Annotated in this window: 41 protein-coding genes; 39 read left to right on the forward strand and 2 right to left on the reverse strand. The window is 48.9% G+C overall.

The genetic code is table 11. The features are described from left to right. Nucleotides 1–5 precede the first annotated feature (5 nt). From rplD to salA, 36 genes are all read left to right on the forward strand, one after another. Nucleotides 6–629 carry a 50S ribosomal protein L4 gene (gene rplD / locus KQX66_RS32725; protein ID WP_036691415.1) on the forward strand — a complete coding sequence of 208 codons (624 nt, stop codon included), beginning with the start codon at nt 6–8 and terminating at the stop codon, nt 627–629. Beyond that, a complete protein-coding gene (gene rplW / locus KQX66_RS32730; protein ID WP_010498877.1) occupies nt 629–925 on the forward strand; it encodes a 50S ribosomal protein L23 in 297 nt (98 codons plus the stop codon). The genes rplD and rplW overlap by 1 nt, the downstream gene beginning before the upstream one ends. A gap of 26 nt (nt 926–951) precedes the next feature. Then, nucleotides 952–1782, forward strand: coding sequence for a 50S ribosomal protein L2 (gene rplB / locus KQX66_RS32735; protein ID WP_216797740.1), 831 nt, complete (start codon nt 952–954; stop codon nt 1780–1782). A 39-nt stretch (nt 1783–1821) separates the two neighbouring features. Next, nucleotides 1822–2103 (forward strand): 30S ribosomal protein S19, encoded by a 282-nt coding sequence (rpsS, locus tag KQX66_RS32740; protein WP_054975998.1) that lies wholly within the window; start codon nt 1822–1824, stop codon nt 2101–2103. Nucleotides 2104–2148: 45 nt separating this feature from the next. Continuing rightward, nucleotides 2149–2484 (forward strand): 50S ribosomal protein L22, encoded by a 336-nt coding sequence (gene rplV / locus KQX66_RS32745; protein ID WP_010498872.1) that lies wholly within the window; start codon nt 2149–2151, stop codon nt 2482–2484. A 13-nt stretch (nt 2485–2497) separates the two neighbouring features. Beyond that, the gene (gene rpsC, locus KQX66_RS32750; protein ID WP_010498871.1) at nt 2498–3163 is read left to right on the forward strand and encodes a 30S ribosomal protein S3; all 666 of its coding nucleotides are present in this window, start codon (nt 2498–2500) and stop codon (nt 3161–3163) included. A gap of 2 nt (nt 3164–3165) precedes the next feature. Continuing rightward, on the forward strand, nt 3166–3600 hold the full coding sequence (gene rplP, locus KQX66_RS32755) for a 50S ribosomal protein L16 (RefSeq protein ID WP_054976000.1): 435 nt from the start codon (nt 3166–3168) through the stop codon (nt 3598–3600). After that, a complete protein-coding gene (gene rpmC / locus KQX66_RS32760) occupies nt 3590–3790 on the forward strand; it encodes a 50S ribosomal protein L29 (protein WP_010498869.1) in 201 nt (66 codons plus the stop codon). Before rplP ends, rpmC begins: the two co-directional genes overlap by 11 nt. A 24-nt stretch (nt 3791–3814) precedes the next feature. Beyond that, entirely contained in the window at nt 3815–4078 is a 264-nt protein-coding gene (rpsQ, locus tag KQX66_RS32765; RefSeq protein WP_013921152.1) for a 30S ribosomal protein S17, read from the forward strand. 41 nt (nt 4079–4119) lie between these two features. Beyond that, nucleotides 4120–4488 carry a 50S ribosomal protein L14 gene (gene rplN / locus KQX66_RS32770; RefSeq protein ID WP_010498867.1) on the forward strand — a complete coding sequence of 123 codons (369 nt, stop codon included), beginning with the start codon at nt 4120–4122 and terminating at the stop codon, nt 4486–4488. A 57-nt stretch (nt 4489–4545) separates the two neighbouring features. Further along, nucleotides 4546–4899 carry a 50S ribosomal protein L24 gene (gene rplX, locus KQX66_RS32775; RefSeq protein WP_081481723.1) on the forward strand — a complete coding sequence of 118 codons (354 nt, stop codon included), beginning with the start codon at nt 4546–4548 and terminating at the stop codon, nt 4897–4899. A gap of 32 nt (nt 4900–4931) precedes the next feature. Continuing rightward, complete coding sequence (gene rplE, locus KQX66_RS32780; protein ID WP_054976001.1) at nt 4932–5474, forward strand: 50S ribosomal protein L5; 543 nt, start codon at nt 4932–4934, stop codon at nt 5472–5474. Nucleotides 5475–5525: 51 nt separating this feature from the next. Further along, nucleotides 5526–5711: a type Z 30S ribosomal protein S14 gene (locus KQX66_RS32785; protein ID WP_010498863.1), complete on the forward strand. Its 186-nt coding sequence runs from the start codon at nt 5526–5528 to the stop codon at nt 5709–5711. Between the two features lie 33 nt (nt 5712–5744). Beyond that, the gene (rpsH, locus tag KQX66_RS32790) at nt 5745–6143 is read left to right on the forward strand and encodes a 30S ribosomal protein S8 (RefSeq protein WP_010498862.1); all 399 of its coding nucleotides are present in this window, start codon (nt 5745–5747) and stop codon (nt 6141–6143) included. A gap of 31 nt (nt 6144–6174) precedes the next feature. Continuing rightward, the gene (rplF, locus tag KQX66_RS32795; protein WP_010498859.1) at nt 6175–6717 is read left to right on the forward strand and encodes a 50S ribosomal protein L6; all 543 of its coding nucleotides are present in this window, start codon (nt 6175–6177) and stop codon (nt 6715–6717) included. A gap of 65 nt (nt 6718–6782) precedes the next feature. Next, nucleotides 6783–7151: a 50S ribosomal protein L18 gene (gene rplR / locus KQX66_RS32800; protein ID WP_216797741.1), complete on the forward strand. Its 369-nt coding sequence runs from the start codon at nt 6783–6785 to the stop codon at nt 7149–7151. 29 nt (nt 7152–7180) lie between these two features. Then, nucleotides 7181–7678, forward strand: a complete 498-nt coding sequence (gene rpsE, locus KQX66_RS32805) for a 30S ribosomal protein S5 (protein WP_010498854.1) — start codon at nt 7181–7183, stop codon at nt 7676–7678. Between the two features lie 10 nt (nt 7679–7688). Beyond that, complete coding sequence (gene rpmD, locus KQX66_RS32810) at nt 7689–7877, forward strand: 50S ribosomal protein L30 (protein WP_010498853.1); 189 nt, start codon at nt 7689–7691, stop codon at nt 7875–7877. A gap of 33 nt (nt 7878–7910) precedes the next feature. Further along, entirely contained in the window at nt 7911–8351 is a 441-nt protein-coding gene (rplO, locus tag KQX66_RS32815) for a 50S ribosomal protein L15 (protein WP_216797742.1), read from the forward strand. Beyond that, complete coding sequence (gene secY, locus KQX66_RS32820) at nt 8351–9652, forward strand: preprotein translocase subunit SecY (protein ID WP_054976004.1); 1302 nt, start codon at nt 8351–8353, stop codon at nt 9650–9652. The genes rplO and secY overlap by 1 nt, the downstream gene beginning before the upstream one ends. An 84-nt stretch (nt 9653–9736) precedes the next feature. After that, on the forward strand, nt 9737–10387 hold the full coding sequence (locus tag KQX66_RS32825) for an adenylate kinase (protein WP_010498847.1): 651 nt from the start codon (nt 9737–9739) through the stop codon (nt 10385–10387). Next, entirely contained in the window at nt 10387–11139 is a 753-nt protein-coding gene (gene map / locus KQX66_RS32830) for a type I methionyl aminopeptidase (protein WP_010498845.1), read from the forward strand. The genes KQX66_RS32825 and map overlap by 1 nt, the downstream gene beginning before the upstream one ends. A gap of 6 nt (nt 11140–11145) precedes the next feature. Further along, a complete protein-coding gene (locus KQX66_RS32835) occupies nt 11146–11454 on the forward strand; it encodes a KOW domain-containing RNA-binding protein (RefSeq protein WP_025851050.1) in 309 nt (102 codons plus the stop codon). A gap of 2 nt (nt 11455–11456) precedes the next feature. Then, nucleotides 11457–11675 carry a translation initiation factor IF-1 gene (gene infA / locus KQX66_RS32840; protein ID WP_009676800.1) on the forward strand — a complete coding sequence of 73 codons (219 nt, stop codon included), beginning with the start codon at nt 11457–11459 and terminating at the stop codon, nt 11673–11675. A 123-nt stretch (nt 11676–11798) separates the two neighbouring features. After that, nucleotides 11799–11912 carry a 50S ribosomal protein L36 gene (gene rpmJ, locus KQX66_RS32845; RefSeq protein ID WP_003333770.1) on the forward strand — a complete coding sequence of 38 codons (114 nt, stop codon included), beginning with the start codon at nt 11799–11801 and terminating at the stop codon, nt 11910–11912. 16 nt (nt 11913–11928) lie between these two features. Next, complete coding sequence (gene rpsM, locus KQX66_RS32850; RefSeq protein ID WP_054976007.1) at nt 11929–12297, forward strand: 30S ribosomal protein S13; 369 nt, start codon at nt 11929–11931, stop codon at nt 12295–12297. 20 nt (nt 12298–12317) lie between these two features. Next, entirely contained in the window at nt 12318–12713 is a 396-nt protein-coding gene (rpsK, locus tag KQX66_RS32855; protein WP_010498836.1) for a 30S ribosomal protein S11, read from the forward strand. A gap of 127 nt (nt 12714–12840) precedes the next feature. Beyond that, nucleotides 12841–13785, forward strand: a complete 945-nt coding sequence (locus KQX66_RS32860; RefSeq protein ID WP_025851070.1) for a DNA-directed RNA polymerase subunit alpha — start codon at nt 12841–12843, stop codon at nt 13783–13785. 49 nt (nt 13786–13834) lie between these two features. Further along, the gene (rplQ, locus tag KQX66_RS32865) at nt 13835–14200 is read left to right on the forward strand and encodes a 50S ribosomal protein L17 (RefSeq protein WP_010498832.1); all 366 of its coding nucleotides are present in this window, start codon (nt 13835–13837) and stop codon (nt 14198–14200) included. 101 nt (nt 14201–14301) lie between these two features. After that, on the forward strand, nt 14302–15078 hold the full coding sequence (truA, locus tag KQX66_RS32870) for a tRNA pseudouridine(38-40) synthase TruA (RefSeq protein WP_216797743.1): 777 nt from the start codon (nt 14302–14304) through the stop codon (nt 15076–15078). Between the two features lie 156 nt (nt 15079–15234). Continuing rightward, a complete protein-coding gene (gene rplM, locus KQX66_RS32875; RefSeq protein ID WP_216797744.1) occupies nt 15235–15672 on the forward strand; it encodes a 50S ribosomal protein L13 in 438 nt (145 codons plus the stop codon). Between the two features lie 18 nt (nt 15673–15690). After that, nucleotides 15691–16083 (forward strand): 30S ribosomal protein S9, encoded by a 393-nt coding sequence (rpsI, locus tag KQX66_RS32880; RefSeq protein WP_090674711.1) that lies wholly within the window; start codon nt 15691–15693, stop codon nt 16081–16083. 199 nt (nt 16084–16282) lie between these two features. Continuing rightward, nucleotides 16283–16975: a phosphoadenylyl-sulfate reductase gene (locus KQX66_RS32885; RefSeq protein WP_216797745.1), complete on the forward strand. Its 693-nt coding sequence runs from the start codon at nt 16283–16285 to the stop codon at nt 16973–16975. Nucleotides 16976–17005: 30 nt separating this feature from the next. Beyond that, on the forward strand, nt 17006–18181 hold the full coding sequence (sat, locus tag KQX66_RS32890; RefSeq protein ID WP_216797746.1) for a sulfate adenylyltransferase: 1176 nt from the start codon (nt 17006–17008) through the stop codon (nt 18179–18181). Nucleotides 18182–18250: 69 nt separating this feature from the next. Next, entirely contained in the window at nt 18251–19006 is a 756-nt protein-coding gene (gene cwlD / locus KQX66_RS32895) for an N-acetylmuramoyl-L-alanine amidase CwlD (RefSeq protein ID WP_216797747.1), read from the forward strand. Nucleotides 19007–19065: 59 nt separating this feature from the next. Continuing rightward, on the forward strand, nt 19066–20172 hold the full coding sequence (salA, locus tag KQX66_RS32900) for an iron-sulfur carrier protein/transcriptional regulator SalA (RefSeq protein WP_216797748.1): 1107 nt from the start codon (nt 19066–19068) through the stop codon (nt 20170–20172). A 32-nt stretch (nt 20173–20204) separates the two neighbouring features. Here salA and gerD read toward each other — a convergent pair whose 3' ends face one another. Continuing rightward, the gene (gerD, locus tag KQX66_RS32905) at nt 20205–20906 is read right to left on the reverse strand and encodes a spore germination lipoprotein GerD (protein ID WP_216797749.1); all 702 of its coding nucleotides are present in this window, start codon (nt 20904–20906) and stop codon (nt 20205–20207) included. Nucleotides 20907–21041: 135 nt separating this feature from the next. Here gerD and KQX66_RS32910 point away from each other — a divergent pair, with 135 nt between their 5' ends. Beyond that, complete coding sequence (locus KQX66_RS32910) at nt 21042–21638, forward strand: KinB-signaling pathway activation protein (protein ID WP_216797750.1); 597 nt, start codon at nt 21042–21044, stop codon at nt 21636–21638. A 35-nt stretch (nt 21639–21673) separates the two neighbouring features. On the opposite strand, the gene pdaB is transcribed toward KQX66_RS32910, so the two are convergent. Next, complete coding sequence (gene pdaB / locus KQX66_RS32915; RefSeq protein WP_216797751.1) at nt 21674–22459, reverse strand: polysaccharide deacetylase family sporulation protein PdaB; 786 nt, start codon at nt 22457–22459, stop codon at nt 21674–21676. A 98-nt stretch (nt 22460–22557) separates the two neighbouring features. Here pdaB and KQX66_RS32920 point away from each other — a divergent pair, with 98 nt between their 5' ends. Then, nucleotides 22558–23169: a stage II sporulation protein M gene (locus tag KQX66_RS32920; RefSeq protein WP_216797752.1), complete on the forward strand. Its 612-nt coding sequence runs from the start codon at nt 22558–22560 to the stop codon at nt 23167–23169. Nucleotides 23170–23355: 186 nt separating this feature from the next. Next, on the forward strand, nt 23356–23574 hold the full coding sequence (locus KQX66_RS32925; protein WP_025851086.1) for a hypothetical protein: 219 nt from the start codon (nt 23356–23358) through the stop codon (nt 23572–23574). Nucleotides 23575–23872: the final 298 nt, after the last annotated feature.

The following is a 23872-nucleotide window of genomic DNA, read 5'->3' on the forward strand; positions in this document are numbered from 1 at the left end:
AACAAATGCCAAAAGTAGCAGTGTTTAACGTTAGTGGTGCCCAAGTAGGCGAAGTGGAACTCGCGGATAGCGTGTTCGGAATCGAGCCGCACGTTCATGTTTTGAATGAAGCGGTATTGATGCAGCGTGCGTCCCTTCGTGCAGGTACGCATAAAACGAAAGGTCGTTCCGAAGTTCGCGGCGGTGGCCGTAAACCGTGGAAACAAAAAGGCACAGGCCGTGCTCGTCAAGGTAGTATCCGCTCTCCGCAATGGAAAGGCGGCGGTACCGTTTTTGGTCCGACTCCTCGCAGCTATGCCTACAAACTGCCTAAGAAAGTTCGTCGTCTGGCGATCAAATCCGCGTTGTCTTCCAAGGTGAAGGCGAGCGAAATTATCGTGCTTGACCAATTGCAATTGGCTCAACCGAAAACAAAAGAATTTGCAGCGATTTTGAATAACCTCAAAGTGGATCGTAAAGCTTTGGTTGTGACGGCTGCGTATGACGAGAACGTAGCATTGTCTGCACGTAACATTCCTGGCGTGAAATTTGTTGCTGCTGAAGGAATCAACGTGCTTGATGTTATGGTTTACGACAAGCTGATCATTACGAAGGATGCGGTGCAAAAGGTAGAGGAGGTGTTTGCGTAATGAAGAACCCTCGCGATATTATCAAGCGCCCGGTCATTACCGAACGTTCCAGCGAAATGATGGCGGAAAAGAAATATGTGTTCGAAGTGGACATCCGTTCGAATAAAACGGAAGTCAAACAAGCGATCGAGCAAATCTTCAAAGTGAAAGTAACGAACGTGAATACGCTCAGAATGCCGGCGAAGCCGAAGCGTTATGGCCGTTATTCCGGATATACGTCCGAATGGAAAAAAGCGATCGTCACTTTAAGCGCAGACAGCAAAGAACTGGAGTTCTTTGAAAACTCGCAAGTTTAATTTTTTGAAGTAAGGAGGGAATCCACGTGCCAATTAAAAAATATAAACCAACCTCTCCTGCAAGACGTGCGATGTCGGTTTCTACTTTTGAAGAAATCACAACGTCCACACCGGAGAAATCGCTTTTGGCTCCTTTGAGCAAAAAAGCGGGTCGGAACAACCAAGGTAAAATTACGGTTCGTCACCAAGGCGGCGGACACAAGCGTAAATACCGCATCATCGATTTCAAACGGAACAAAGATGGAATACCTGGTCGCGTTGCTACTATCGAGTACGACCCGAACCGTTCCGCTAACATCGCACTGATCCACTACGTGGATGGCGAGAAACGCTACATCATCGCTCCGAAAGGCTTGAAAGTGGGCGACCAAATCGTATCCGGTCCGAATGCCGACATCAAAATCGGTAACGCGCTTCCTTTGGAAAACATTCCGGTAGGTACGGTTATCCACAACATCGAGCTGAAGCCTGGCAAAGGCGGACAATTGGTTCGCGCAGCCGGTACGGAAGCTCAATTGCTCGGTAAAGAAGAGCAATATGTTACGGTTCGTTTGTCTTCTGGCGAAATGAGAAAAATCCTCAAAGTTTGCCGCGCGACAATCGGTTCCGTAGGTAACGAAGATTACGAACTCGTGAAGATCGGTAAAGCCGGCCGCGCTCGTTGGTTGGGTCAAAGACCGGAAGTTCGCGGTTCCGTAATGAACCCGAACGATCACCCGCACGGTGGTGGTGAAGGTCGCTCCCCGATCGGCCGCAAATCCCCGATGTCTCCTTGGGGCAAACCGACGCTCGGATACAAAACGCGGAAGAAAAACAAAGCTTCCAATCAATATATTGTACGTCGCCGCACGAAGTAATTACTTTTTCGGTTCGGTTAAAGAAGGGAGGAACGAAGCATGGGTCGCAGTTTGAAAAAAGGGCCTTTCGTAGATGGCTACCTTTTGAAGAAAGTCGAAGGCATGAACGTTGAGGGCGCAAAGAAGCAAGTGATCAAAACTTGGTCTCGCCGCTCCACGATTTTCCCGCAATTCATCGGTCACACGTTCGGTGTGTATGACGGCAGAAAGCATGTTCCGGTATATGTAACGGAAGATATGGTCGGACATAAACTCGGTGAGTTTGCACCAACCCGTACTTACAAAGGGCACGACGACGATAAGAAGACGGGTAAACGCTAGGCTCGGAACCTACAGATCAGTTTGTGAATGAGAGGAGGTACATCCATGCAACAAGCTAAAGCTATTGTAAGATACGTTCGCATTGCTCCGCGCAAAGCGCAACTCGTTGTTGACTTGATCCGCGGCAAGCAAGTGGGCGAAGCGATCGCAATCCTGCGTCACACGCCGAAGGCGGCTTCCCCGATCGTTGAGAAATTGCTCAACTCGGCTATTGCCAACGCGGAGCATAACTACTCCATGGATCCTAATAGTCTGGTGGTTTCGCAAGTATTTGTGGACCAAGGCCCGACTTTGAAAAGATTCCGTCCTCGTGCGATGGGTCGCGCGAGCCGCATCAATAAACGTACCAGCCACATTACATTAGTGGTATCTGAGAAATAAGGAGGGACAACGTGTGGGTCAAAAAGTAAACCCGGTAGGACTTCGCATCGGTATTATCCGTGATTGGGAATCCAAATGGTACGCCGGTAAAGATTTCGGCGACTTGCTGATGGAAGACGTAAAAATCCGTGAATATTTGAAACAAAAGTTGAAAGAGTCTGCCGTTTCCCGCATTGAAATCGAACGTGCCGCTAATCGCGTGAACGTGACGATTCATACGGCGAAGCCAGGCATGGTTATCGGTAAAGGCGGTTCTGAGGTTGAAGTGATTCGCGGTTACCTGACTAAGCTGACGAACGGCAAAAAAGTACACATCAACATCTCTGAAGTGAAACATCCAGAGCTGGATGCAATCTTGGTTGCAGAAAGCATTGCACAACAATTGGAGCGTCGCGTATCGTTCCGTCGTGCATTGAAACAATCGATTCAAAGAACGATGAGATCCGGTGCAAAAGGGATCAAGACATCGGTCAGCGGTCGTCTGGGCGGAGCGGAAATCGCCAGAACGGAAGGTTACAGCGAGGGTACGGTTCCTCTTCATACATTGCGTGCGGACATCGACTATGGTACGGCAGAAGCTCACACCACTTACGGTCGGATCGGCGTAAAAGTATGGATCTATCGTGGCGAAGTTCTTCCAACGGCTAAGAAAAAGGCTGCTACGGAAGGAGGCAACTAATCATGTTAGTTCCTAAACGTGTGAAACACCGCAAAGAGCACCGCGGCAACATGCGCGGTCGCGCTAAAGGCGGCACGGAAGTTCATTTCGGTGAATACGGCTTGCAAGCGATGGAGCCGGCTTGGGTAACCAACCGTCAAATCGAAGCTGCCCGTATTGCGATGACTCGTTACATCAAGCGGGGCGGTAAAGTTTGGATCAAGATTTTCCCTTCCAAACCGATCACCCAAAAGCCGCTTGAAGTTCGGATGGGTAGCGGTAAAGGTAACGTAGAAAAATGGGTTGCTGTCGTTAAGCCGGGTAAAGTTATGTTCGAACTGGCCGGCGTAAGCGAAGAAATCGCCCGTGAAGCTATGCGTCTCGCCTCTCACAAGCTGCCAATCAAAACGAAGTTTGTGAAAAGAGAAGAAGTAGGTGGTGAAGCAAATGAAAGCTAGTGAATTTCGCAACTTAACCACTGCTGAGATCGAACAAAAGATTTCCGGATTTAAAGAGCAGCTCTTTAACCTCCGTTTTCAACTGGCTACAGGTCAACTGGATAATCCCGTACAAATTCAAAAAGTCCGCAAAGAGATTGCCCGGGCAAAGACTGTTTTGCGTGAAAGAGAATTGGGAATCACTAGTTAATGAATGAGAGAGGAGGATCTCAGAATGGCTGAACGCAACGAGCGTAAAACGCAGCTGGGTAAAGTCGTAAGCGACAAAATGGACAAAACCATCGTTGTTGCTGTAGAAACCTACAAAAAACACGACTTGTACCACAAACGCATTAAATATACGAAGAAATTCAAAGCTCATGACGAAAACAACGAAGCGAAAATCGGCGATGTTGTTAAAATCATGGAAACTCGTCCGCTTTCCAAAGACAAGCGTTGGAGACTGGTCGAAGTCGTAGAAAAAGCGGTTATCGTTTAATATAAGCATCGGGCATCAATTCCGGAAGGAGGGAATACACAATGATTCAACCTTTTACTCGTTTGAACGTAGCTGACAACTCTGGTGCGAAGCAACTGATGTGTATCCGCGTGTTGGGTGGTACGGGTCGTCGTACGGCTAACATCGGTGATCTGATCATCTGCTCCGTGAAAGAAGCAACACCAGGTGGCGTTGTCAAAAAAGGCGACGTTGTTAAAGCAGTAGTCGTGCGTACGAGACGCGGTGCTCGCCGTAAGGACGGATCCTACATCAGCTTTGACGAGAACGCAGCCGTAGTTGTAAAAGAAGATAAGAGCCCGCGCGGCACACGTATCTTCGGACCAGTTGCTCGTGAACTTCGCGACAGAGACTTCATGAAGATCGTTTCTCTGGCTCCGGAAGTTATCTAATAAACCAGCTGCTTACGAAGTCGGCTTTCATAGGAAAGTTTGTAGGAGGTGTACACAGTGCCAAAACAACCGAAGAAACTCGAGTCTCACAACAATAAATTGCACGTGAAAAAAGACGATACGGTTTTTGTTATCACGGGTAAAGACAAAGGGAAGAAAGGCCGCGTTATCGCAGCTTTCCCTCGTGAAAACCGTGTGTTGGTCGAAGGCGTGAACATGATCAAGAAGCATTCGAAGCCTTCCCAACAAAATCCGCAAGGCGGCATCATCACGCAAGAAGCTCCGATCCACGCATCCAACGTGATGCTGGTAGATCCGAAGAGCGGTCAACCTACTCGCGTAGGTTACAAAGTGCTGGACAACGGCAAAAAAGTTCGCGTTGCGAAAAAATCCGGCGAAGTTATCGACTAATCGTATAAGTAAGAAAGGAGGTACACGGATTCATGGCTGCAAGAATGAAAGATCGCTTTTTGAACGAAATTACACCTGCCCTGATGCAGAAATTCAACTACACCACGGTGATGCAGGTTCCGAAAATTGAAAAAGTGGTTATCAACATGGGTGTTGGTGAAGCAGTTGCTAACTCCAAAGTGCTCGATACCGCTGTTAACGATCTGCAGTTGATCTCCGGACAAAAGCCGGTTATCACCAGAGCGAAAAAATCGATCGCAGGCTTCAAGCTGCGTGAAAATATGCCGATCGGTGTGAAAGTTACGCTTCGCGGCGAGCGTATGTATCACTTCTTGGATAAATTGTTCAACGTTGCTCTTCCTCGCGTACGCGACTTCCGCGGCGTTTCCACCAAGGCTTTTGACGGCCGCGGTAACTACACGCTCGGTTTGAAAGAACAACTCATCTTCCCAGAGGTTGAGTACGATAAAGTGGATAAAGTGCGCGGTATGGATATCGTTATCGTCACAACGGCTAAAACGGACGAAGAATCCCGCGAATTGTTGGCTCAATTGGGCATGCCGTTTTCCAAATAACATGCTTACGAAGCAAGTTTCCTAATGGAGACTTTGGAGGTGTAAACTGAAGTGGCAAAAACTTCGATGAAGATTAAGCAGCAGCGTCCTCCGAAATTCAAGGTGCAGGCTTACACACGCTGCGAACGCTGCGGTCGCCCGCATTCCGTACTACGGAAATTCAAAATTTGCAGAATTTGCTTCCGCGAATTGGCATACAAAGGCCAGATTCCTGGCGTGAAGAAAGCAAGCTGGTAAACTTTAAGCTCTCGGGAAGGAGGTTCACTACACATGGTTATGTCCGATCCAATTGCAGATATGCTTACACGCATCCGCAACGCTAACGTCGTTCGTCATGAAACTGTCGAAATTCCGGCTTCGAAGGTCAAAAGAGAAATCGCTGAGATCCTCAAGAAGGAAGGCTTCATTCGTGACGCTGAATATATCGAAGACAGCAAGCAAGGCATCATCCGCTTGTTCCTGAAATACGGCCCTAACAATGAGCGCGTTATTACAGGACTCAAAAGAATCAGCAAACCGGGCCTTCGCGTTTACGCGAAAAGCCAAGAAGTGCCTCGCGTACTTGGCGGTTTGGGAATCGCAATTCTGTCCACGTCCAAAGGCGTGATGACGGATAAAGAAGCTCGTCAATCCAAAGCTGGCGGAGAGGTAATCTGCTACGTTTGGTAATCTAGATTTTGAATGAACGGAGGTGCACAACATGTCCCGTATTGGTCGCAAACCGATCACGATCCCAAGCGGAGTAAACGTGACTATTGACAATACACTCATTACGGTAAAAGGTCCGAAAGGCACTTTGAGCCGTGAATTGCATAGAGATATGAAGATCAGCGTTGAGGACAATGTTCTGACCGTAGAACGTCCTTCCGACAATAAATTGCACCGCTCTCTGCATGGTACGACCCGCAGCGTCGTACAAAACATGGTTAGCGGAGTAACAGATGGTTTTGCTAAATCTCTCGATCTCGTCGGCGTAGGTTACCGTGCGAACAAATCCGGCAACAAGCTGGTTCTGAACGTAGGTTACTCCCACCCGGTTGAAATCGAGCCGGAGAACGGTATCGAGTTCGAAGTTCCTTCCAACACGAAGATCATCGTTAAAGGGATCGACAAAGAGTTGGTTGGAGCTACAGCAGCAAAAGTTCGTTCCGTTCGTGAGCCTGAGCCGTACAAAGGCAAAGGTATTAAATACGAAGGCGAGCGTATCCTTCGCAAAGAAGGTAAAGCCGGTAAGAAGAAATAAGGCTGCTTAAGCTGATTGCATAATCCGAACTTCGGATGATCCAACTCGAAAGGAGTGAACCTCGAATGATTACCAAAGGCGACAAAAACAAAGCGCGTTTGAAAAGACATCTTCGCGTTCGTAAGAAAATTCAAGGAACGACGGAACGTCCTCGTCTGAACATTTTCCGTTCCTCTAAGCATATGTACGCACAATTGATCGACGACGTTAAAGGCGTAACGATCGCAGCGGCTTCTACGCAGGACAAAGAGCTCAAAGAAGGGCTCGGAAACGGCGGCAACGCAGAAGCAGCTTCGAAAGTAGGCGCTCTGATCGCTGAGCGTGCGAAAAAAGCAGGTGTCGTGCAAGTCGTTTTCGACCGCGGCGGTTACCTGTACCATGGACGTGTTAAAGCACTTGCAGACGCTGCTCGTGAAGCAGGTCTTGAATTCTAATCCAAATCATCAATAAGGAGGTAAAGGACTTGCGTATTGATCCCAATACATTAGAACTGACTGAAAAAGTCGTTCATATTAACCGCGTAGCTAAAGTCGTAAAGGGCGGTCGCCGCTTCAGCTTTAGCGCACTCGTGGTTGTGGGCGACGGCAAAGGTTGGGTAGGCGCGGGAATCGGTAAAGCTTCCGAGGTACCTGATGCGATTCGCAAAGGTATCGAAGATGCGAAGAAAAACCTGATTCACGTTCCTATCGTCGGAACGACTATTCCTCACATGGTGATCGGACATTTCGGCGCAGGACGCGTATTGCTTAAGCCTGCTTCGAAAGGTACCGGAGTTATCGCCGGCGGTCCGGTTCGTGCGGTTCTTGAACTGGCAGGCGTAGGCGACATTCTGACGAAGTCCCTCGGGTCTTCGAACTCCATCAACATGGTTAACGCTACTCTGGAAGGCTTACAACGCCTGAAGCGTGCGGAAGAGGTTGCCAAGCTTCGCGGTAAAACCGTAGAAGAACTCTTAGGTTAGGAGGGATACCATGGCTAAGCAACTGCAAATTACCCTCAAGCGCAGCCTGATCGGTCGTCCTGAAACTCAGCGTCGTACGGTTACGGCTCTCGGACTTCGCAAATTGCATCAATCCGTTACTCAACAAGACAATGCTGCGATCCGTGGCATGGTGAACCAAGTAAGTCACTTGGTCGAAGTTAAAGAAATCGAAGCTTAAGGTTTTAACATATAGCTAGAGGAGGTGCAAACGATGAAATTGCATGAGCTTTCTTCCGCTCCAGGTTCCCGCGATACGCGCAAGCGTGTAGGTCGTGGTATCGGTAGTGGGATGGGTAAAACAGCTACTCGCGGTCACAAAGGTCAAAACGCCCGTTCCGGCGGCGGTGTCCGTCCGGGCTTCGAAGGCGGTCAGAACCCGCTTTATCGTCGCTTGCCAAAACGTGGATTTAACAACAGATTCCGTACGGAATATGCGGTTGTCAACGTAGAGGATTTGAACAAGTTTGCAGCAGGTACGGAAGTAACTCCTGAAGTTCTTTTGGAATCCGGCATCGTGAAAAACCCTAAAGATGGCATCAAAATTTTGGGTAACGGTGAAATCACGGTTCAGCTGAACGTTAAGGCTAGCAAGTTCTCCCAATCTGCGGTAGAGAAAATCCAGGCTGCCGGCGGTAAAACCGAGGTGATTTAATGTTTCGTACCATATCCAATATTATGAAAGTAGACGATCTGAGGAGACGGATCCTGTTCACCCTTCTGGTGCTGATCGTCTACAGAATTGGTGCTTTTATTCCGGTACCTAACATCAACACAGACATTCTCAAGCTTCAAGACCAAGCTAACGCAGGTGGTGTATTCGGCTTGCTGAATACATTCTCCGGCGGCGCGTTGTTCCAATTCTCCATCTTCGCGATGGGGATTATGCCGTATATCACGGCATCCATCATCGTGCAGCTTCTTTCCATGGATGTCATTCCGACATTCACGCAATGGGCTAAAGAAGGAGAAGTCGGCAGAAAGAAGTTAAGCCAGATCACCCGTTACGGGACCATTGTGTTGGGGATCATTCAAGCCTTTGGTCTGGCGATCGGATTTAACCGTCTATATGCCGGTCTTGTGATCAATCCGAACTTTACGACGTATGCGTTGATCGCGATCGTTCTTACGGCTGGGACTGCTTTTCTGATGTGGTTAGGGGAACAAATCACCGAAAATGGCATTGGAAATGGTATTTCCATTATCATCTTCGCAGGGATTGTTGCGGCAATCCCGACTGGCATCGGACAAATATACCAAACGCAATTTGCAGATGCAGGCGGCGCGCTCTTCCTTAACATCTTGAAGGTCGTTATTATTGCCGTCGTGGTCATTGCCTTGATCGCCGGTGTGATTTTCGTCCAGCAGGGCGTTCGTAAAATTCCGGTGCAGTATGCAAAACGGGTGGTAGGACGCAAAATGTTCGGAGGACAGTCGACGCACATTCCGCTTAAAGTAAACGCGGCTGGCGTCATTCCGGTCATCTTCGCGCTTTCGCTGTTAGTGTTTCCTCCGACGATTGCAAGCTTCTGGAGAGGTAACGCTGTGGCGGAATGGATTATCACCAACTTGAACTACACGCATCCGCTCGGTATGGTGCTGTACGTTTTGTTGATCATCGGCTTTACGTATTTCTACACGTTTGTACAGATGAACCCTGTGCAAATGGCGGATCAGATGAAGAAAAATGGCGGATATATTCCAGGCATCCGTCCGGGCAAGACCACCTCGGTTTACTTGACGCGAGTCATGACCCGAATCACATTGTCCGGTGCGCTGTTCCTGTCTGCCATCTCGATTCTTCCAATGATTATCGGTTCTGTGGCTGGGCTGCCGAATTCGGTTACCATTGGCGGAACGTCTTTGCTGATCGTTATCGGTGTAGGACTTGAGACGATGAAGCAAATCGAAAGCCAACTGATCAAACGCCACTACAAAGGCTTCATTAATAAATAGCAAATAGGTACTGATAGTGAGCTTTTAGCTATCGGCACCTATTGTGCTGTTAGTATCGATAGATGCCAGTGGGGAGGAAGTCTGATGAACGTCATCTTTATGGGGCCCCCGGGTGCAGGAAAAGGTACTCAGGCGGAACGAATCGTTGATGAGTTTCAAATTCCGCATATTTCTACGGGAGACGCCTTTCGGCTGGCGATGAAGCAGGAAACGCCGCTCGGGCTCGAAGCGAAGAAGTATGTGGATCAAGGTTTGCTCGTACCGGATGAAATTACGATCGGGATCGTTCGCGAACGCCTTCAGCAGCCGGACTGCAGCAAAGGCTTTTTGCTGGACGGTTTTCCAAGAACCATTTCCCAAGCCGAAGCTTTGGATGAGATTGCGGCATCGTTGGGTAAAACCATCGAGCACGTGATCAATCTGAAAGTGGATCGGGATTTGCTGCTTGCCCGTTTGACAGGTCGCCGGATCTGTAAATCCTGCGGTGCTACGTATCATGTCTTGTTTAACCCTCCTGCACGTGAGCATGTTTGCGACAAATGTTCTGGTGAGTTGTATCAACGTTCGGATGACACCGAAGAAAAAGTAGGGACTCGTTTGGACGAGTATACTAATAAAACCGCTCCGCTTTTGGAGTATTATCGTAACAAGGGAATATTGCGTGAGGTTAACGGTGAGCAAGAGATTAATACGGTTACTGCACAAATCAGTTCACAATTGCGGGGGCTTGCGTAATGATCATCTGTAAGTCAGCTGCTGAATTGGAATTGATGCGGGAGGCGGGACGGATTGTCGCCGAAACGCATCGGGTGCTGCGGCAAGCCATTCAGCCCGATATTACAACGAAACAGCTCGACCAGATCGCAGAAGATTTTATTCGCAGTCAGGGCGCAATTCCGTCTTTTAAAGGCTACAATGGTTTTCCTGGCAGTATTTGCGCTTCGGTCAACGACGAACTGGTTCACGGCATACCCAGTCAACGAAAGCTTAAAGACGGTGACATCATCAGTATCGACATCGGTGCAGAGTACAAAGGATATCATGGAGATTCCGCATGGACCTACGGTGTTGGCGAGATTTCCGATACGGCCCGCAAGCTGCTCGAAGTAACCGAAAGGTCGCTTTATGCAGGACTTGCCGAAGCCAAGCCGGACGCCAGACTGTACACGATATCCCACGCCATTCAAAAAGTGATTGAAGATGAAGGTTTTTCGGTTGTTCGGGAATACGTGGGACATGGCATCGGAACGAAGCTCCACGAGGAGCCGCAGATTCCGAACTACGGTATTCCAGGGCGCGGTCCGCGGCTGAAGCCCGGTATGGTACTTGCAATCGAACCGATGGTCAACGTGGGCGAACGTTATGTGAAGACCCTCGCAGACAATTGGACGGTTGTGACGGTGGATGGCACACTGTGCGCGCATTTTGAGCATACCATAGCGATTACGCCGGACGGCTACGAGATTTTTACGCTGCCCGGTAAGTAAAGCACGATGGCAACATCGAACATGCCCCAGATCGGACAAATCGTAAGGGTGAATCGGGGACGGGAATCCGGATCGTACGCTGTCATAATCGGCGTCGTAGACCAACGGTACGTGTGGATTGCAGACGGCGGAAAACGGAAATCAGACGCACCCAAAAAGAAAAACGTGATTCATCTTGAGCTTCTGCCGGCGATCAGCAGCGAAGTGGCTGATAGTATTATGACTACCGGTCGAGTCACCAACGGAAAGCTGCGGTTTGCATTGACGAAGTATGCGGACCATGAATCAGCGAAAGCGCAAGAGAAAGGAGAATGACTGTGGCCAAAGAAGATGTGATTGAAGTTGAAGGTACAGTGATTGAACCTCTTCCGAATGCAATGTTTAAGGTTGAACTGGAGAACGGTCATAAGATACTTGCTCACGTATCCGGTAAAATCAGAATGCACTTTATCCGGATCCTGCCCGGCGATAAAGTGACGGTCGAGCTCTCGCCCTATGATTTGACCAGAGGCCGTATAACCTATCGTTTTAAATAAATGTACGAAGTCAGTTTTCTCACGAAAACTCAGCTAACTCTTACGATGTAAGTTTTCTCTTGAAAACTAAGCAACGCTTACGAAGTAAGTTTTCTATACGAAAACTCTTAGGAGGTTAACACCATGAAGGTTAGACCGTCGGTCAAGCCGATTTGCGAAAAATGCAAAGTCATTCGCCGCAAAGGGAACGTTATGGTAATCTGCGAAAATCCGAAACACAAACAAAAACAAGGTTAAGGAGGTGCTGTGTTAAATGGCACGTATTGCTGGTGTAGACTTGCCTCGTGACAAACGAGTAGTAATCGCGCTGACCTACATTTTCGGGATCGGTAACACGACTGCTCAGAAAATCGTCGCTCAAACCGGTATCAATGCCGATACTCGCGTTCGCGATTTGACAGAAGACGAAGTAAGCAAAATCCGCGACGTCATCGACAAAACGCTGAAAGTGGAAGGCGACCTGCGTCGTGAAATCGCACTGAACATTAAGCGCCTGATCGAGATCGGCTGCTATCGTGGCGTTCGTCACCGCCGCGGCCTGCCTGTTCGCGGTCAACGTACTAAAACAAATGCTCGTACGCGCAAAGGTCCTCGTCGTACGGTAGCTAATAAGAAAAAATAGTAAAGGGGGGTAACCTTTAAATGGCTAAACCTAAAAAAGTCGTTCGTACAAAACGTCGTGATCGGAAAAATATCGACTCCGGAGTGGCTCATATCCGCTCTACGTTCAACAACACTATCGTAACCATTACCGACCCGCACGGGAATGCAATCTCCTGGGCAAGCGCCGGTAACCTCGGGTTCAAAGGCTCGCGTAAAAGCACTCCGTTTGCTGCACAAATGGCTGCCGAATCTGCGGCAAAAGCTGCGATGGAGCATGGCATGAGAGCAGTTGAGGTTATGGTTAAGGGACCGGGTGCAGGTCGCGAAGCTGCGATTCGTTCGCTGCAAGCTGCAGGTTTGGAAGTTAACCTGATTAAAGACGTTACACCGATTCCTCATAACGGTTGCCGTCCTCCGAAACGTCGTCGTGTCTAATTAGGATCGCTAAGTCATGCGGTATATTTTTCCAAAAGTTGTGAATACTATTTGGATAGGCATACTGCGCGTTTATACGTCTTAAGTTATCCAAAAGGGAAACGACGTTTTGAAGGAGGGTGTAACCATGATCGAAATCGAAAAGCCGAAAATAGAAACCGTATCATTGAGCGAAGACGGCACCTACGGCAAGTTTGTTGTAGAGCCATTGGAACGAGGCTACGGGACGACTCTTGGGAACTCGCTTCGCAGAATTTTGCTTTCGTCTTTGCCGGGCGCCGCTGTGACGTCCGTGCAAATCGACGGCGTGCTGCATGAGTTCTCCACGGTTCCTGGCGTCATGGAAGATGTTACGGAGATTATCCTGAACCTGAAAGGACTGTCGCTCAAGATTCACTCCGACGAGGAGAAAGTGCTTGAGATCGATGCTGAAGGCGAAGGGGCTGTTGTGGCTGGCGATATTCGCGGCGATAGCGATGTGGAGATCTTAAATCCGGATTTGCACATTGCTACGCTGTCCTCCGATGCAAGGCTGCATATGAGAATTCATGCGAACCGCGGCCGGGGATACGTATCGGCAGATAAGAACAAAAAAGAGGATCAGCCGATCGGCGTGATTCCGATCGATTCGATCTACACTCCGATTACTCGTGTCAATTACAGCGTAGAAAATACTCGCGTCGGTCAAGTTACCAACTATGATAAGTTGACCCTTGAAGTTTGGACGGATGGAAGCATCCGCCCGGAAGAAGCCGTAAGCTTGGGCGCCAAAATTTTGACGGAGCATCTGATGCTGTTCGTCGGTCTGACCGACGAAGCCAAGGACGCCGAGATTATGGTGGAGAAAGAAGAGGACAAGAAGGAAAAAGTTCTGGAGATGACTATCGAAGAACTCGACCTCTCGGTTCGTTCCTATAACTGCCTGAAGCGCGCCGGCATCAATACGGTGCAGGAATTGATTACGAAAACGGAAGAAGACATGATGAAGGTCCGCAACTTGGGTCGCAAATCTCTGGAGGAAGTTCAAGAGAAGCTCGAAGAGCTTGGTCTTGGCCTGAGAATGGAAGATTAAGTCTTAAGTCGCGCACCTCTGACCAATCAAGCAGAAGGAGGTTGCTCACATGGCATACCAAAAGTTGGGTCGTGACTCCAGCGCGCGTAAAGCTTTGTTTCGCGATCTGGTAACCGACTTGTTCATACATGAGCGCATTCAAACGACGGAAGCGAAAGCCAAAGAACTTCGTTCCATCGCAGAAAAATTGATCACCTTGGCAAAACGTGGTGACTTGCATGCACGTCGGCAAGTAGCTTCCTTCGTTCGTCGCGAAGCGGCAAACGAAAACCAAGATGCGATTCAAAAGCTTTTCTCCGATCTGGCTCCTCGCTACGCTGAGCGTCAAGGCGGCTATACCCGCATTTTGAAGCTCGGACCTCGTCGCGGCGATGCTGCTCCAATGGTTTATTTGGAGCTTGTAGACCGGGCTTAAGAGAAAAAGGATGGGAAAGGGTGGACGGGATCTTACGATTCTGATGAAACCCTTTTTTTTGTAGGATCGAAAATTCGTTTTCCCAAGCACGGAGGACTGCCGTGAGAAACATCTGCATGACGGTATCCTATAATGGGGCGAGCTACCATGGCTTTCAGACGCAGCCTCAGAAGATTACGATTCAGCAGCAGCTGGAGCAAGCTTTGTATCAGCTCACCCTTGAGGAGATCAAAGTAACGGCTTCGGGGCGGACTGATGCGGGGGTTCATGCGCGGGGACAGGTCTTTAATTTTCAAACCGGTTCTCAAATCCCGATTGAACGCTGGTGTATGGCGATGAACTCGCGATTGCCGGATGATATTGTGGTATGGGATGCTATGGTGGTGCCGGATGATTTTCATGCCCGAAGGTCTGCTAAGCGCAAGACATACCGATATACGATGCGATGCGGGAAATATCCGGACCTGTTTAAGCAGCACACGGAGTTTCACCATCCGACTCCCCTTGATATAACAGCCATGCAGGACGCGCTGAGCTGCTTTGTCGGTGAGCACGACTTCACTTCGTTCTGTTCGAGCCGATCGTCGGCTGAAAGCCATGTTCGAACGATCTACGAAGCTCGTTTGGAGTGCGAGCCGGCGGAGCCTCACTTGCAATCGTACGCTATCCACATTTATTTGACCGGCAGTGGTTTTTTATATAATATGGTGCGGATCATTGTAGGGACCTTGATTGAGGTTGGCGAAGGGAAGCGGAGTCCGTCTAGTATTCGAGACGTATTGACGGCGAAAGACAGGGCCTTGGCAGGGCCGACGGCAATGGCGCACGGGCTTATGTTGTGGGAAGTTTTTTACGAAAAAGATGCGCCAAATGCTTGATTACTACATGCCGATGTAGTAAAATAACAGATGGTGTTTCTTATGACTGGCTACCCCACGGCCCCGGGTCAATGAAACGGCCAACCAAGTTGTTTTAACCTATAACCATGACTATGAATGACCTGTGATGAAGATAGATTTAGGAGGAACATTAACATGCGTACCACATATATGGCGAAGCCTAATGAAGTTGAACGCAAATGGTACATCATCGATGCTACCGGCAAGACGCTCGGTCGTCTGGCCAGCGAAGCGGCAAGCATTCTGCGCGGCAAACATAAGCCTCAATTTACTCCGCATGTAGACACTGGCGATTTCGTCGTTGTCATCAATGCTGAGAAAATCGTTTTGACAGGTAAAAAACTGCAAAACAAAATGTACTATCGTCACTCCCTGCATCCGGGCGGTCTGAAAGTGACTTCGGCTCAAGATATGCTGAACAACAAGCCTGAGCGTATGTTGGAACTGGCGATTCACGGTATGCTTCCGAAAAACCGTTTGGGCAATCGCCTGAAAACGAAGCTGAAAGTGTATGCAGGTTCGGAACATCCGCATCAAGCACAACAACCTGAAGTTTGGGAACTTCGCGGTTAATAAAGGGAGGACTGTCTTGTGGCACAAGTACAATATTATGGCACCGGTCGTCGTAAGCATTCGGTAGCGCGTGTACGTTTGGTACCGGGCGAAGGCCGTATCATTATTAATAAACGCGAGCTGGACGAATATTTTGGTCTGGAAACGCTGAAATTGATCGTAAAACAACCGCTGAACCTGACTGAAACATTGTCCAAGTACGATGTATTGGTTTTGGCTCATGGCGGCGGGATCTCCGGACAAGCCGGCGCGATCCGTCACGGGATTTCCCGCGCTCTGCTGAAAGCAGATCCGGAATTCCGCGGAGCCCTGAAAAAAGCGGGCTTCTTGACTCGTGACCCACGGATGAAAGAGCGTAAAAAGTACGGCTTGAAAGCTGCTCGTCGCGCTCCTCAATTCTCCAAACGTTAATATTGACTCAACGAACCTTTCCGATTCACGTCGGAAAGGTTTTTTTATTTTCACCGAATAAGCCAAAGAGCAATAAAATAAGGCAGGAGCCTAGACAAAATTTTAAATTGACAAAAAGGGTCCATCGTTTATAATAAAACTAAATAAAATAAAACACATAACTATACTCGGAATTAAACTGACGGAGGTGCGTAAAATCATGAATTTATTTGAAAAAGAGGAGTTAATCCGCCAAGCAGCAGAGGATTTTGAGGCTCAAAGCCCGGAGGCACTTTTATCCTGGGCGGTAGAAAGATTCCCCAATATCACTTTAGCCTGTAGTTTTGGAGCTGAGGACGTCGTATTGGTCGATATGCTCCAGAAGGTCAGCCCCAAAACCGATATTTTTTACCTCGATACGAATGTGCATTTTCAGGAAACCTACGAAACCCGCGACCGTCTGCAGCAGCACTACGGAGTCGAATTCGTCCAAGTGCTCCCGAAGCTTACGTTGGAGGAGCAGGCGCAGCAATTTGGCGAAGAACTGTGGAAGAGTGCTCCGAACCAATGCTGTAACATCCGCAAAGTCGATCCGTTAACGGATATCCTCAAAAACTACGATGCCTGGATTACTGGAATTCGCCGCGACCAGGCGCCGACACGTGCCAATTCCAAGAAGGTTGAGTATGACGTCAAGTTCGGTCTTGTCAAATTTAATCCGCTCGCTAGCTGGACATCTGAAGACGTATGGAATTATATTCGAAGCAACAACATTATTTACAATCCGCTTCATGATCGGAACTATCCAAGTATCGGCTGCGAGCACTGTACTCGTCCGGTAGCGGTGGGCGAGGACCCGAGAGCGGGCCGTTGGGCCGGCTTCGAGAAGACGGAATGCGGACTTCATAAATAAACAGAGAGGGCAATAGGAGGAGCATAGTGTATGGGAGAAACCATTCGACCGCATGGCGGGACACTTATTAATCGGGTGATTGAGGGCGAGAAAAGAGCAAGTCTGTTGGAACACGCCGCAACGTTATATTCAATTAAGATCGACGCCTGGACGATCTCCGATCTTGATTTGATCGGTGTCGGCGCTTTTTCGCCGCTTACTGGCTTTTTGGGCGAACAGGATTATCATTCGGTCGTGGAACGCATGCGCTTGGAAGACGGAACGGTCTGGAGCATTCCGATTACGTTAGCCGTCGAGCCGCAAATCGCCCATGATCTTGCCATCGGGCAGGAAGTAGCGCTTGTAGGGGCGCAAGACGGCGTCATCTACGGTATCATTGAAGTCCAAAGCATTTATCATGTCGACCAGCGCAAAGAAGCGCTGAACGTGTTTAAAACCGACGACGAAGCGCATCCCGGCGTCCAGAAGCTGTTCTCCAGGCCGTCTACTTATGTCGGCGGGCCGATCCAAGTATTAAACCGTCCGAAGCCGGATAAATTCGAGGAGTTTTACTATGACCCGGCCGTGACGCGTCGGCTTTTTTCCGAAAAGGGCTGGAAGACTGTAGTCGGCTTTCAAACGCGGAATCCGGTTCACCGGGCGCACGAATATATTCAAAAAAGTGCAATGGAAATCGTCGATGCGCTCTTTTTGAACCCGCTCGTAGGCGAGACCAAGTCGGACGATATTTCGGCGGATGTCCGGATGCGCAGCTACTTGGTCCTGCTGGAAAATTACTATCCGAAGGATCGCGTATTTTTGGGCGTATTCCCCGCGGCGATGCGCTATGCCGGGCCGCGTGAAGCGATTTTCCATGCCATGGTCCGGAAAAACTACGGCTGCACGCATTTTATTGTAGGCCGCGATCATGCGGGCGTCGGCGACTATTACGGAACGTATGAAGCGCAGGAAATCTTCAGCAACTTCACTCCCGAGGAGCTCGGCATCACGCCGCTGTTCTTCGAGCACAGCTTCTTTTGTACGAAATGCGGCAACATGGCTTCCAGCAAGACGTGCCCGCACGGCAAAGAAGACCATCTGCATCTCTCCGGAACAAAGGTTCGTGCGCTGCTGCGTGACGGCCAATGCCCGCCGCCGCAGTTTACGCGGCCGGAAGTGGCGGAAGTATTGATCCAAGGTATGAAAGACCCTGCATATCAGGTATAAGCAAGGTATAATTATCCACCTCGTCCCATAAGATGAAAGAGAGTCTAGGGATGTGAGGTGGATTTTTTCATGTTCGGAAAAAGAAAGAGGGTCGTCGTTTGGCTGACCATGCATAGCGGGATCAAAATCGTTATGTCAGCCTTGTTGGTGGCGCTCATGCTGTTCATGTTCACGTACGAGCTCCCATCCACCAAAACATGGACGTATTGGACGATGCCGCTGTCCGGCAAAATCATCGCATTGGATGCCGGGCATGGCGGGCCGGACGGAGGCGCTCGAAGTAAGGACGGGCTGGAGGAGAAGGATGTCAATCTGGCCATTGCCTTGCACCTTCGGGATTATTTGCAGCAATCGGGAGCATTGGTGGTCATGACCCGGGAGGACGACCGGGACCTGGCCTCTCCGGAAACAAAAGGGTACAGCAAACGAAAGACCGAAGATCTGCTGAAACGGGCTGAGTTTGTTACCAAGCAAAAGTCCAATCTATTCGTCAGCATCCATCTGAACAGCATTCCATCCCCTCGCTGGTCAGGTGCGCAAACGTTTTTTTATCCGAATCATGCCGATAATTCGACCTTGGCAACCTTGATTCAGGAGGAAATAAAAAGGAATTTGAAAAATACGGATCGGGTCGCGAAGCAGGCCGACAAAGAAATCTATTTGCTTAAAGCGATGACCATTCCAAGCGCTCTCGTCGAAGTCGGATTTTTATCCAATCCGGGCGAGGCTCAGCTCCTTCGGGATCCGACTTATCAGAAAAAGATAGCGACTTCCATTTACCAAGGCATTCTCCGGTACTACTCAGGTGAAAAAGTGGGCTCCTGATGATTTTGTGGTATAATATACCGCAGTAGAACTTAAACTTGGATCGCCGAGGTGACATCGTGCTAACCAAAGAACAATTGCTGGCTTCCGTAAGCCCGCTGAAGGACCTGGAATTCGGCTTAAGCTTAACCGATTTGAATTTTATTCGCGATATCATGATCAAAGAACAACATGTGTCGGCTACCGTACTGCTGTCCAGTGATAACGAATCGTACAAGCAGCAACTGCAGAACCAGGTTGCTGAGGCGTTCAAACAAGCGGGCGCTGCCGACGTTCACCTGCGTTTTCGGCTGCTGTCCGAATTCGAGCGCAACGAAGCGGCGCGTAAAGTTCAAGAATCCGCTTCTGTTTACGAACAAAACGAACAACCTTCCGAGCCTTCCGTCAACGTGCTTGATCCCCAATCGGGAGTGCGCTTCATTGCGATCGCGAGCGGAAAAGGCGGCGTCGGGAAATCGACAGTCACCGTCAACTTGGCCGTAGCGTTAGCAAGACTAGGGAAAAAAGTCGGTTTGGTCGATGCCGACATTTACGGATTTAGCGTTCCCGATATGATGGGCATCGAAGAACGGCCGCAGCTCGTGGACAACCGCATTATTCCGGTTGAGCGGTTCGGCGTAAAAGTGATCTCCATGGGCTTTTTTGTCGAAGAAAATACGCCGGTCATTTGGCGCGGTCCGATGCTGGGGAAAATGCTTCGCAACTTCTTCAACGAAGTGGAGTGGGGCGAGCTTGACTACATTTTGCTGGACCTGCCCCCGGGGACGGGAGATGTGGCCCTCGACGTCCATCAGATGATTCCGCACAGCAAAGAAATTATCGTTACCACGCCTCATGCTACAGCCGCTTTTGTGGCGGCCCGGGCCGGAGCGATGGCCATTCATACGGAGCATGAGATTATCGGTGTCGTCGAAAATATGTCGTACTACGCCTGTGGCAAATGCGGCAATAAGGATTATGTGTTCGGCCGTGGAGGCGGCGGCAAGCTTGCTGAGGAGCTGCATACGAAGCTGCTGGCACAAATTCCTCTGGGCGTTCCGGAGAACCATGTGGCCGAACCGGATTATTCTCCTTCGGTCTACAAAGCCGATACCGAAACAGGGCTCATTTACCGCGATATGGCGGAGCAAGTTATTCGGCAGCTAGAGGAAAAAGGATCGGCCTGACCAGGCCGATCCTTCTTTTATGAGGTGGATGCTTAACCTCCGCCTCCACCTCCACCACCTCCACCACCTCCACCACCTCCGCCACCTTGCTTTCCTTTTCCTCCTCCTTGTTTCTGCCCCTTGCCTTCGCCGCCTTTTCCTTTTTGTCCTGCTTGCTGCGTTTTCGGCATCGATTCTTCCTGCAGCACCTTCTTCATTAAATCCATCATTTCCAAGCGGAAAATCGGACTTTGGAGCGATTCCTGAATAACAGCTTTCGTTTGAGTGCGGTAGGCGTTTCCTTTCATTGTATCCAGCAGCATCATTTCAAAATCCGGGCTTTTCATCGCGTCCATCATGGCTTTTTGATATTCCGGATCCTTCAATAAATCTTTTTGAAGCTGTTTGGTGTCTTTTTGAATGGCTTTTGCGAAATGGCCGGCAAATTTCGGATCGCTAATCATTTTCTGCAGAAACTGGTTGCTCTCCGTATCGGTCAATACATCCTTTACCGCAAGCTGAAGCTGCTGCGTATCGCCGGCGGATAATAGTTGGAGCTTGCTGTTCTCATGTATGGTAGCCTGTTGGATAGCTTTCCGCCCGTCTTCGGTTTTCAAAATATCGAGAACCATCGACTTGGTGTCTTTGTAAGTATTCCCGCCACCGGCGGATGAAGCTTTAGATTCGGAACCGCAGGATGTTAAGAAGCCGAGGATTAGGACGGCGGGTAAAAAACGAATCCATCGCGCAATCATCAGTTCGGGCTCCTTTCATTGTTTTGCCGTTAGTATTTGTTTCGCTCCCGGGGATTAACACAATTGTTGTTAGCTTTTTATTGTGAAGGTTGGTACAATTAACTGTTGAAATGACTTATTGGGGGTATAGCGGTCGTGACGTTAAGAAAATGGTTTTATTTATTTTGGACCACGCTGCTGATCGGTGCGGTGACGGCCGTTATTGCCGGGCTTGTACTACAATTGACGGACCAACAGGTTGAGCTCGGCGGAAAACAAATCGGCTTCAGCATGATCACGATGATCCTTGGCGGTGCTACAATCAGTGTGTTGAGCCAGATGGGCTTTTTCGCTTATTTGATTGTCCGGTATATCATAGGCGGTATTCTTCGAAAATGGGCTTGGGATATCGTCCAAGTGATCATTACGGTGATCGTCTTGTTCGATCTGATCTATTTGCGCTATGCTAGCAGTGAGCAGCAAATGAGCTGGGGAGTGTATATGATCCTTCCGCTTTCGCTCATTATCGTGTCGATTGGCGTAGCTTGGTGGAAAGTAAAAATGACGAATCGGAGCGCCGCTATTCCGACATTATTCTTTATGATCGCGGTCACGGCGATCGAGGCGATTCCTTCCCTGCGGCTCGACAACGCGGCTTCTACAATCTTTATGATGGTTCCGCTGTACTTGTGCAATGCTTGGCAAATTTTGATCCTCAGCAAAGTGCTGAACACAAATAAAGAGCCGATGTAACGGCTCTTGCTGTTTTTTCGTATGAAGAAGCGGGGTTAACGTACAGGCTTCATGGTTTGATCTTCGACAGGCGGTTGATTGCCGACCTTCGTTTGCTTCATCAATTGACTGACGGTCACGAACTCGTAACCTTTTTCGCGTAATTTGTCGATAATAACGGGGAGCGCTTCGTGAGTTTGCTTAACGGAATCGCTGGCGTGAAATAGAACGATATCGCCGGGATGCGCTTTCGCCAAGACGCGGTTGACAATCGTATCGACGCCTTTATTCATCCAATCCTGAGAATCCGTATCCCATTGAATGACCGTATAACGCAGCTCGTTAGCGATCCGCAGCACGCGTTTGTCAAAATCGCCGTTGGGAAGCCGCAGCAGGTTCGGACTCGTGCCGGCAACTTCTTGAATGATTTGGTGAGCTGTCTTAATTTGGGTGCGAACTTCCTCGTCACTCAAGCTGCTGTAGTTCACGTGCTTATGTCCGTGACTGCCGATTTCCCATCCGCCTTTGACAATTTTGCTCACGATGTCGGGATGGCTTTTGGTCCATGGGGAAGATAAGAAGAAGGTTGCGTTTCGAATCCCCTTATCTTCCAAGATTTTAAGGATCGGTTCCGTGCGCGTATCCCCCCAGCTGATATCGAAGGTGAGAGCGATCAGCTTTCTTTCCGTGGGAATGCTGTAGACTGCAGCGGGTTCGTATTGGGAGAAGACCGAAACATTTTCCCTTTCCGAATAAATGATACCGATGGCGAACAGGACAGCAACGGCAATAATTAGCGATTGTTTGAGCTTTTTGCCGTTCATGACATAAAAATAATTCACTGGCTAGGCCTCCTTTGCCCATCTCGTCCGGAAAGGCTTGTATTAGTAGATATGTATGCTCGTACCCTTATCTTATGCTTAAAAGGAGGGACTCTCTTTTGAATTGGAAAAACGCATTTATGCAAATGAAGCTGATGAAACATTACTTTATTGCATCCACCTTGGTATTTGTCGCGGGCATCGTGATGGGCGCTCTGTACTCGAGCCAGTTTCATGCGTTCATCAACGGCCAGCTCGATGCGTTAAAACAAATCTCGGATTCCATTGCAAGCAAGCCGAATCAGCAATGGTCATTATTTTGGCTCATCTTTTGGAATAATGCTTCCAAATCGTTATTGATCATTGCCTTGGGATTGTTTTTCGGGGTATTCCCGTTGTTCTTTCTTCTTGCCAACGGCTTGCTGCTTGGTTACGTATGTATGGTTTCGGCTCAGAAGCAATCCTGGCTGTATGTGATCAAAACAATCCTTCCCCACGGGATCCTGGAGATTCCGGCGATTATCGTGGCCTGTGCCTTCGGGTTGCGATTGGGCGTGATGGTGCTGAAGATGCTGCTTTCTGCACTTAGTCCGGCCCGTTCCGTCAAGACAAGAGAACAGTTTCTGCAGTTTATCAAGTCGCTGCTGCCTGTCAGTGTGATGCTCGTAGCGGTGCTGTTCGTAGCTGCGTTAATCGAAAGTACATTAACCTTATGGCTGGCCCGCGGATAAAAATAAATGAAACGCAACTCATAAAAATGCCCAAAACTGTGCATAACAGTAAAACACAAGACGGTTTTGGCGATATAAAAAGGTATGCAGACAAGCGCCGACCCTTCTTGGTTTGGAATCGTTACGCTAACGCTGCATATCTTTTTTGCATTTGTGCACTTCATTTTGGAAAGGGGCCACATCGGCATGCTTGGCTTTTTGTTTAACGAACGGGAATGCAGAGAACTGGATTACGTCCTGCGTAAGGAGCTGGATGAAATGCTCTTCGACTTGAATGACAAGAGAATCGATGCGGACATTAAAACGGCGATCGAATCGCGGTACAAAGTCATTTTCCGCATGTATGCCCGCCTCGCCTCGCCCAAAGAAATCTCGAAATACGCAAGAAACCGGATGTACCATTAAAATAATTTGAAAAAATCGCTTGACTTCAGCTGCGCTCATATGATATTTTATTACTCGTTCTCCTTTTGCAAGCAAGCAGCTTCACCTCTGGAAACAAAAAGAAATAAAAAAAAGCTTGCTTTTCGATAGGTGAATGTGATATATTATAAAAGTCGCCGCTAAACGAGGTGACAACAAAAAACAAAAGCTGCAAGCATAACAGCGCAGCATTTGTTGAAAGAAATTGCCCTTTGAAAACTGAACATCGAGTGAGTGTCATAAAGAGAATGCAAATTCTCGTCAGTAGTAACTTTTGAGC

This window comes from Paenibacillus oleatilyticus, from assembly GCF_018998565.1.
In the GTDB taxonomy this organism is placed as follows: domain Bacteria; phylum Bacillota; class Bacilli; order Paenibacillales; family NBRC-103111; genus Paenibacillus_G; species Paenibacillus_G oleatilyticus.